9 protein-coding genes are annotated in these 8,370 nt (G+C 45.0%); all 9 read left to right on the top strand.

Annotated features, from left to right (window positions below):
• Nucleotides 1-71 precede the first annotated feature (71 nt).
• The 9 genes from HUJ19_RS09975 to pabC all read left to right on the top strand — a co-directional run bounded on the left by HUJ19_RS09975 (nucleotide 72) and on the right by pabC (nucleotide 8,332).
• Complete coding sequence (locus HUJ19_RS09975; protein WP_290623973.1) at nucleotides 72-596, top strand: YceD family protein; 525 nt, start codon at nucleotides 72-74, stop codon at nucleotides 594-596.
• 14 nt (nucleotides 597-610) lie between these two features.
• On the top strand, nucleotides 611-775 hold the full coding sequence (gene rpmF, locus HUJ19_RS09970; RefSeq protein WP_018625004.1) for a 50S ribosomal protein L32: 165 nt from the start codon (nucleotides 611-613) through the stop codon (nucleotides 773-775).
• A 143-nt stretch (nucleotides 776-918) separates the two neighbouring features.
• On the top strand, nucleotides 919-1,956 hold the full coding sequence (plsX, locus tag HUJ19_RS09965; protein WP_290623970.1) for a phosphate acyltransferase PlsX: 1,038 nt from the start codon (nucleotides 919-921) through the stop codon (nucleotides 1,954-1,956).
• A gap of 117 nt (nucleotides 1,957-2,073) precedes the next feature.
• On the top strand, nucleotides 2,074-3,036 hold the full coding sequence (locus HUJ19_RS09960; protein ID WP_290623968.1) for a beta-ketoacyl-ACP synthase III: 963 nt from the start codon (nucleotides 2,074-2,076) through the stop codon (nucleotides 3,034-3,036).
• 573 nt (nucleotides 3,037-3,609) lie between these two features.
• A complete protein-coding gene (gene fabD, locus HUJ19_RS09955; protein WP_290623966.1) occupies nucleotides 3,610-4,539 on the top strand; it encodes an ACP S-malonyltransferase in 930 nt (309 codons plus the stop codon).
• Between the two features lie 52 nt (nucleotides 4,540-4,591).
• A complete protein-coding gene (fabG, locus tag HUJ19_RS09950) occupies nucleotides 4,592-5,338 on the top strand; it encodes a 3-oxoacyl-ACP reductase FabG (RefSeq protein ID WP_290623964.1) in 747 nt (248 codons plus the stop codon).
• Between the two features lie 220 nt (nucleotides 5,339-5,558).
• Nucleotides 5,559-5,798 carry an acyl carrier protein gene (gene acpP / locus HUJ19_RS09945; protein WP_012801122.1) on the top strand — a complete coding sequence of 80 codons (240 nt, stop codon included), beginning with the start codon at nucleotides 5,559-5,561 and terminating at the stop codon, nucleotides 5,796-5,798.
• Nucleotides 5,799-6,016: 218 nt separating this feature from the next.
• Nucleotides 6,017-7,258 (top strand): beta-ketoacyl-ACP synthase II, encoded by a 1,242-nt coding sequence (gene fabF / locus HUJ19_RS09940; RefSeq protein WP_290623961.1) that lies wholly within the window; start codon nucleotides 6,017-6,019, stop codon nucleotides 7,256-7,258.
• Nucleotides 7,259-7,486: 228 nt separating this feature from the next.
• A complete protein-coding gene (gene pabC / locus HUJ19_RS09935) occupies nucleotides 7,487-8,332 on the top strand; it encodes an aminodeoxychorismate lyase (RefSeq protein WP_290623959.1) in 846 nt (281 codons plus the stop codon).
• Nucleotides 8,333-8,370 lie beyond the last annotated feature (38 nt).

Genomic DNA, 8,370 nt, shown 5'->3' with positions numbered 1-8,370 from the left:
AGGCAAAATTTGCTTAAAAATAGCGGGTTTGCTTTGACTAGACCACAAGATATATGTATTATTGCGCGCCTATGTCAAGTCGCAGGTTCCCGGCATCGCTCAGTCCCAATAAATTCGTGGACCAGGGCAAAGAAATAGATGCCACCCTTGAGATTGATTATTTCGAGCGTTTTCGCCAGTTGTTGAATTCATCAAAAGGCGAAATTCACTGTAAAATCAATGGTGAAAGGGTTAAAGATACTCGTACAACTTCACTGCATGTGGCTCTCACTGGTGAAGTCGAATTAGTATGTCAGGGCTGTACTGAACCTTTTATGTTCAAACTTGACCGACAGGCAACTTTGCGTCCGGTGTATTCGGAAGAGCAAATGGCTAATGTCCCTGATGACGTAGAGCCGGTGCTTGTTGGAGAAGACGGATTAGATATAAAATCAGCAGTAGAAGATGAGCTGATTTTATCGCTACCACTCATTCCTTTATTCGGTGAGTGTGAAGAACTGGAAACTTATCAGGCAGGTGAGCTTCCAGAAGAAGCAATTGAGCAGGCAGAAAAGGATAATCCTTTTAATGCCTTAAAAGATTTAAAGTTTGATTAAGCAGGAGAACGCTAATGGCTGTACAACAGAATCGCAAAACTCGCTCTAAGCGTGGCATGCGTCGCTCGCACGACTCTTTGAGCGCACCAACTTTATCAGTTGAAAATGAAACTGGTGAAATCCATCGTCGTCACCACGTGACTAAAGACGGTTTCTACAAAGGTCGTAAAGTCGTTTAATTCTTTTTTAGAGTGCTCTTTTTGAGTCTCTACGAAAGATTAGTGTTTGGTCCGAAACGATTTATTATTGGTTGCTAGTTTCAAAGCTGGCTAAAACAATGATAAGTTTACCGTTAACAACCGAATGATGTTGACCTGTTCCCGTGACTAAAACTCTAGCGATAGATTGTATGGGGGGCGATTATGGCCCCTCAGTTATTATTCCAGCCGCGTTAAAGGCGCTGGAAATCCATTCTGACATCACTATTTACCTGGTTGGCCATCAAGAAGAGGTCAAAAAGCAGGTTTCTAGAATCAATCCCAAGGCTTTTGACATATTCGGCGAGCGTTTGCGTATTCAGCATGCGTCCGAAGTCATCGCTATGGACGAAAAGCCATCTCAGGCCATTCGCAATAAATCCGATTCCAGTATGCGCGTCAGTTTGCAGCTTGTTTGTGATAATGTTGCAGATGCTTGCGTGAGCGCAGGTAATACCGGCGCTTTGATGGCGCTGGCGACTATTCTGATTGGCACCTTACCCGGTGTTGAGCGTCCTGCGATTGTTGCAGAATTGCCGAATAAAAAAGGCACTGTAACTCACATGCTCGATCTGGGCGCCAATATTGATGCCAGCGCTGAGCAGCTAACCAGTTTTGCCATGATGGGCCATGTTATGTGTCAGGCCGTTGATGGGAAGGATGAACCCAGGGTGGCGTTGCTGAACATTGGTGAAGAGCAGAGTAAGGGCAGGGATAGCATCAAGCTGGCAGGTGATATCCTAAGCAAGCAGGCCGAAATCAAGTATGTAGGTTATGTCGAAGCAAATCAGATATTTAATGGTGATGTGGATGTCATAGTTTGTGATGGCTTTACCGGTAATAATGTTCTTAAAGCCTGTGAAGGAATTACTCGTTTCCTGTATGATCAGCTGAAGGTTGAGTTTACTCGCAATTGGCGCAGCAAATTGATTGCGGCGATGGTCAAACCCGTCTTAAAAAGTTTCCAAAAGCGCATCAACCCCGACCAGTATAACGGGGCAAGTCTGTTAGGATTACGCGAAATTGTGATCAAGAGTCACGGTTCTGCTGATATCAAAGCGACTTTGTGCGCGATAAATAAAGCGATTTCTGAGATTGAACGCCAAGTTCCTCAAGAAATCCAAAATAAAGTAAGCCATCTGGTATTGCCAATAGAACGCTAGTCTATTCAGCCAGTGGCCATTAAGATTTGTAGATACTCATGTGGATTTTTTCTCACAAAGTCAGTAGATGAGTCGTTTGTAGATAAATATCCGGTGAATGATTAAAGGGTAGTAAGTGTGAAATATTCTAAAATTCTTGGTATGGGCAGTTATTTGCCGGAAAAGGTTTTAACCAACGCTGATCTTGAAAAAATGGTCGATACCACCGACGCGTGGATTACTGAGCGCACCGGTATTAAAAAGCGTCATATCGCTGCTGATGATCAGTCAGCATCAGACTTGGGTGTTGAAGCTGCCAAGAAGGCGATTGAGAATTCCGGCATTGAAGCCACTGACATCGACATGATTATTGTCGGTACTGCTACGCCGGATAAGATGTTCCCGAGCGTTGCCTGTTATATCGGACATGCATTAGGCATTGGTGGCGTACCAGCATTTGATATCACCACCGCCTGCCCAGGCTTTGTTTATGGTTTAAGTATCGCTGACCAGTTTATTAAAACCGGCCATCGCAAAAACGTATTAGTCGTCGGCACAGAAGTGCTATCGCGTCTGGTGAATTGGGATGACCGTTCGACTTGTGTGATTTTTGGTGATGGCGCAGGTGCAGCGGTTGTAACTTCAAGTGAAGAACCAGGCATTCTATCGACCCATATTCACGCAGATGGTGGTTATGGCGACCTCCTGTACTGTAATAATGGTCTAAGAGGCCAGTTAGGCGAGTTCCCAGAGCCGCAAATTGTTATGCGTGGCAACGAAGTCTTTAAGGTTGCAGTGAAAACACTGAGCCAAATCGTCGATGAAACCCTTGAAGCCAACAATATGCAAAAAGAAGATATTGACTGGCTAATTCCTCATCAGGCCAATATTCGAATTATCCAGGCAACAGCCAAGAAACTCGGTGCGTCTATGGATAAAGTCGTTGTGGCGGTTGATCGTCATGGCAACACATCCAGTGCATCAATTCCTTTAGCCATGTGTGAAGCGATTGAAGATGGTCGCATTAAGCGCGGTGATGTGTGTTTGTTGGAGAGTTTTGGGGGTGGGTTTACGTGGGGTTCCGCCCTAATAAAATATTGATCAAAAGAGCTAATACTGCGCTGAGGCTTTGTTATCGAATGTTTGAAAAGCTTGTTATTGAGTTGACTCAACGCCTCACTTTTCAAACATCGATGCCTCGCCTCAGCATTGTCTAGCTCTTTTTCGGTGGAGCTGAGCTGAAGAATGATATTTGGAACATTTTTATGCCGCGTTTCAGCTTAGCCTCGCCCTTTAAAGAAGAGGACGTGTCGGTAGTAGCAATGTTTGAAAAGCTTGTTATTGAGTGGACTCAACGCCGCACTTTTCAAACATCGATGCCTCGCCTCAGCATTGTCTAGCTCTTTTTCGGTTGCGCTGAGTTTCAGAATCATTTGTAGGGTGCGTCGTGACGCACCGCTATAAAAGCTAAATGAATAAAGGTAGGTAGGATAAGTAAAGGGTCATCCGACATTCGAACAATGGTGATTTTTGTTGAATGGCACTTTACTTATCCAACCTACAAAGGCTTATAAATAAATATTTAAGTCGTCTAAACACATAAATCGCTGCTGATTCTTTATGAGATTCAGCTTTAAATAAATCCGATAACCAATTGAATAAAAAGATTTAATTATGAGTAAAACAGCATTTATATTTCCAGGTCAGGGTTCGCAGGCGGTTGGTATGCTTAGCGATATCGCTGAAAAATATCCTATCATCGAACACACCTTTGCTGAGGCTTCGGAAGCTTTGGGCTATGACCTGTGGCAGCTGGTGCAAAAGGATGAAGAGGGCAAGTTGAACCAGACTGAGTTCACTCAACCAGCTTTGTTAACAGCCAGTGTCGCTTTGTGGCGTTTGTGGCAACAGGAAGGTGGCGAACAGCCTGCATTCCTGGCCGGCCACAGTCTGGGTGAATATAGCGCGCTTGTAGCTGCTGGAGTTATTGAGTTGGCCGATGCCGTTAAATTGGTGGAAGCTCGTGGTCAGTTCATGCAGCTAGCCGTACCGGAAGGTACTGGCAAAATGGCGGCTATCATTGGTCTGGATGATGAAAAGGTTCGTGATGCCTGTGCGCTTGCCGCCCAGGATGAAGTGGTTGAGGCGGTAAATTATAATTCGCCTGGCCAGGTCGTGATTGCTGGTAGTGCTGCTGCCGTTGAGCGTGCCATGGAAGCCTGTAAAACTGCCGGTGCTAAGCGTGCCTTGCCGCTTCCTGTCAGCGTTCCTTCTCATTGCGCGTTGATGCGTCCTGCGGCCGATAAGCTTGCTCACATGCTTGAAAGTATCAACATTAACACTCCTGTAATCCCGGTGATTAATAATGTGGATGTGGCTGTTGAGTCAGATCCTAAAGCAATTAAAGATGCTTTGATTCGTCAGCTGTACAATCCTGTTCGCTGGACAGAAACAGTGCAAAAACTAAAGACGGAAGGTGCGCTGAACTTATTTGAATGTGGCCCGGGTAATGTGTTGTGTGGTTTGGCCAAGCGTATTGATCGTGAGCTTAATGCAGCACCTTTGGGGACTTTAGACAAATTCGAAGCAGCGCTTTCTGACTGATCGCAGAAATAAGTTTTGCTGATAAACAGAATAATTTGAAAGGAAATACACCATGAGTTTGAATGACAAAATTGCATTAGTGACTGGCGCCAGTCGTGGTATTGGTCAGGCTATTGCTCACCGTTTAGCCCAGTCAGGTGCAACGGTTATTGGTACTGCAACCTCTGAAAGCGGTGCTGAAAAAATTACCGAGAACTTTAAAGCGGCTGGCTTAAATGGCGTGGGAATGGCCCTTAATGTGACCGATCCTGAAAGTATCGAAAGTGTTCTAGACGCCATAAAAGGCGAATATGGTCGTACGCCAGATATTCTGGTGAATAATGCTGGTATTACGCGCGATAACCTTCTTATGCGTATGAAAGACGAGGAGTGGGAGAGTATTCTGAATACTAACCTGACTTCGATTTTCCGCCTGTCAAAAGCCTGTTTGCGTAGCATGATGAAGTCAAAGTGGGGTCGTATCATTACTATCGGTTCTGTTGTTGGCACAATGGGTAATGCTGGTCAGGCTAACTATTCAGCCGCTAAAGCCGGTTTGATTGGTTTCTCCAAATCATTGGCACGCGAGGTAGGTTCGCGCGGTATTACGGTTAACGTGGTGGCCCCTGGCTTTATTGATACCGACATGACCAAAGCACTTAACGACGAACAGCGTCAGGCCATGTTTGACCAGATTCCGATGGCTCGTTTAGGTCAGCCAGAAGAGATTGCCAGCGCTGTGAACTTCCTGGCTTCTGACGAAGCGGGTTACATCACTGGCGAAACGATTAACGTCAACGGCGGCATGCACATGGTTTAAAGCGGATATTACGGCCAAAGTCTGTTCTGACCATTGGCCATATAACAGCTTTAAATTAACCAACTGTCATATTAAAATAGCGGCCAATTCTGCTATTATGCAAAACTTGATGCAGGTCTGACCTTTGCTAAAAAAGTGAATTTAAACTTGCAAGTTTGCTGGAGTTAACTAAACTACCGTCGCAGTATAATACTGTGATATACAAGAGGATTTAAAACAGATGAGTACTATCGAAGAACGCGTAAAGAACATCGTTGTTGAGCAATTAGGTGTTAAAGAAGAAGAAGTGACTGCTGAAGCTTCTTTTGTTGATGATTTAGGTGCGGATTCATTGGATACCGTTGAATTGGTAATGGCTCTTGAAGAAGAGTTTGATACTGAGATTCCAGACGAAGAAGCTGAGAAAATCAACACAGTTCAAGCCGCTATTGACTACATTAAGGCGAATGTTGACGCGTAATTTAACTCGTCTGCAATTTATTCGTAATATTTAGCGAATCAAAAATGGGTAAAATACGAAAGTATTTTGCCCATTTGTGTTTTTATAGCTTATAAAAATAGAGCTTAAAAATTTCTGGGCGTAATAAGCCCTTCATGTGGCTGAAGAAATGTCCTGCTGACTCAAACTTAAACTGCTCGCAGGGCTGATAACTGAATACTGAACGAGAGGTAATTTCCTTGAGTAAACGTAGAGTTGTGGTTACCGGTTTAGGCATGTTAAGCCCGCTTGGTAACAACATTAAAGATTCATGGGATGGCATTTTGGCATCAAGAAGCGGTGCTAATATGATCGAAGACTTTGATGCCAGCAATTTAAGCACTCGATTTGTCTGTTCGGTTAAAAACTTTGATGCTGAGCCGATTCTAGAGAAAAAAGATGCCCGTAAAATGGATATCTTTATCCAGTATGGCATTGTGGCTGGTGCCCAGGCCTGGGAAGATTCTGGTCTTGAAGTAACCGAGCAGAATGCACATCGAATCGGAGCGTGCGTTGGCGCTGGAATCGGTGGTATGACGACCATCGAAGAAACGACCATACTGAATCATGAGCGTGGTCCGCGTCGTATTTCTCCTTTCTTTATTCCGGGTTCGATTATCAATATGATTTCAGGCCACCTGTCGATTCGCTACGGCCTGAAAGGCCCTAATATTTCCATCGTTACTGCCTGTACAACCGGCGTTCATTCTATTGGTCACGCTGCGCGTATGATCGCTTATGGTGATGCTGATGCCATGTTGGCTGGCGGCGCTGAAAAAGGCTCTACGCCTGTTTCAATAGGTGGTTTTGCTGCAGCAAAAGCGCTTTCTACCCGTAACGATGATCCGCATGCAGCATCGCGCCCCTGGGACAAAGATCGTGATGGTTTTGTAATGGGTGATGGCGCTGGTGTTATGGTGGTTGAGGAATATGAGCACGCCAAAGCCCGTGGTGCAAAAATTTACGCCGAGCTGACCGGTTTTGGCATGAGTGGTGATGCTTTCCATATTACTTCACCGCCGGCAGATGGTGAGGGTGCAGCAAGTGCCATGCACAATGCACTGCAGGATGCAAATCTTAACCCTGAAGATATTCAGTACATAAATGCTCACGGTACTTCAACACCAGCAGGTGATTTAGCGGAAACCAATGCAGTTAAAACCGTTTTTGGCGAGTCTGCACGTAAAGTTATAGTCAGCTCAACCAAGTCGATGACCGGTCACTTACTTGGTGCTGCCGGGGCAGTTGAGGCTATTTTCAGTGTATTGGCCATTCGTGATCAGGTAGCGCCACCAACCATCAATCTTGATCATCCAAGTGAAGGTTGTGATTTGGATTATGTGCCACATACCGCACGTGAAGCCAAAATCGACAACACGATATGTAATTCATTTGGCTTTGGTGGCACTAATGGTTCATTGGTGTTTAGTAAATTAAAGTAGCTTTTATTTTCGTAATTTAACTCCAATTATAAATCCAATCGTTGTTTGGGTACTTTCATAATCGGCTCGCATGTCGTCATCCCCGCGAAAGCGGGGATCCATAACCAGTGGCTCATTCCTAGATGCAGTTTTTCACCCCTCGGCGAGTTCCTTTTTGTTGCCCGGGTTTCAAATAAGAGCTTTTAAATTTGCGCTGTATCTTGTTTGCTTTTGCATTAGAATGCTTTGATGAATTCGAAAGACACCAATATTTCATCCAGCCATACATGGCTTAATGGTCAGCCGAGCCAGGAGATTGCGATTTCGGATCGTGGCTTGCTGTATGGCGATGCATTTTTCACGACGATTAAAGTCACTGGCGGCCGAGTTGAGCATTGGGCTTTGCACTCTGAGCGTTTGATGTTTAGTGCCAAAAGGCTTGGTTTCCCGTCTCTAGAGTTAACACTTATTGAAGCGGAATTGCAGGCCTTCATTAAAGAACAGCCGGACATTTCGCGGGCGGTCGATGGCGTTGTCCGATTGACCATTAGTCGAGGTTCGGGGATAAGAGGTTATAAAGCGCCTGCTTCTCCAGAGGTGCAGCGTATCTTGAGCTGGTCACCCATTAGCACTTCGGCCAGTTTTGATTCTGGGGTCCGTTTAGCCATTTGCTCAACTCCACCAATCATTCATCCTGCTTTAGCGGGCGTTAAGCACTGCAATCGACTGGCTGAAGTGTTGGCGGCAGAGGAAGTTCCGATGGACTGCTTCGACGGCATTATGAGCCTCAATGACAAGGTGATATGTGGCACTAAATCGAATATCTATTTTTACCTTAATGACCAGTGGCAAACGCCAAAGTTAGAGTTGGCAGGAGTTAATGGCACAGTTCGGCGTTGGTTGTTAAATAACCAACCTGACTTTGTAGAGGCAGAAATCACTCACAAAGATATGGCTTCGGCTCGCTACTGCTTGGTATCTAATGCAATAGTCGGTATTATTCCAGTGTGTGCGATTGGGGCGACGAGCTTTAGGCTCTATCCAGCTTGGCAGGAACTGGCTCAGATGTATCGCAAATCTGCTTTTGTCGATTAATAATCAACCATTCTTATTACAATAAACGATTTAAAGAG

Source organism: Kangiella sp. (assembly GCF_014762745.1).
Lineage (GTDB): Bacteria > Pseudomonadota > Gammaproteobacteria > Enterobacterales > Kangiellaceae > Kangiella.
This window is presented reverse-complemented; position numbering and strand designations above follow the sequence as displayed.

Bases quoted from the DNA above. Each gene is read 5' to 3' on its own strand.
- HUJ19_RS09975 (WP_290623973.1), top strand. From the start codon at position 72: ATGTCAAGTCGCAGGTTCCCGGCATCGCTCAGTCCCAATAAATTCGTG.
- rpmF (WP_018625004.1), top strand. From the start codon at position 611: ATGGCTGTACAACAGAATCGCAAAACTCGCTCTAAGCGTGGCATGCGT.
- fabD (WP_290623966.1), top strand. From the start codon at position 3,610: ATGAGTAAAACAGCATTTATATTTCCAGGTCAGGGTTCGCAGGCGGTT.
- fabG (WP_290623964.1), top strand. From the start codon at position 4,592: ATGAGTTTGAATGACAAAATTGCATTAGTGACTGGCGCCAGTCGTGGT.
- acpP (WP_012801122.1), top strand. From the start codon at position 5,559: ATGAGTACTATCGAAGAACGCGTAAAGAACATCGTTGTTGAGCAATTA.
- pabC (WP_290623959.1), top strand. From the start codon at position 7,487: ATGAATTCGAAAGACACCAATATTTCATCCAGCCATACATGGCTTAAT.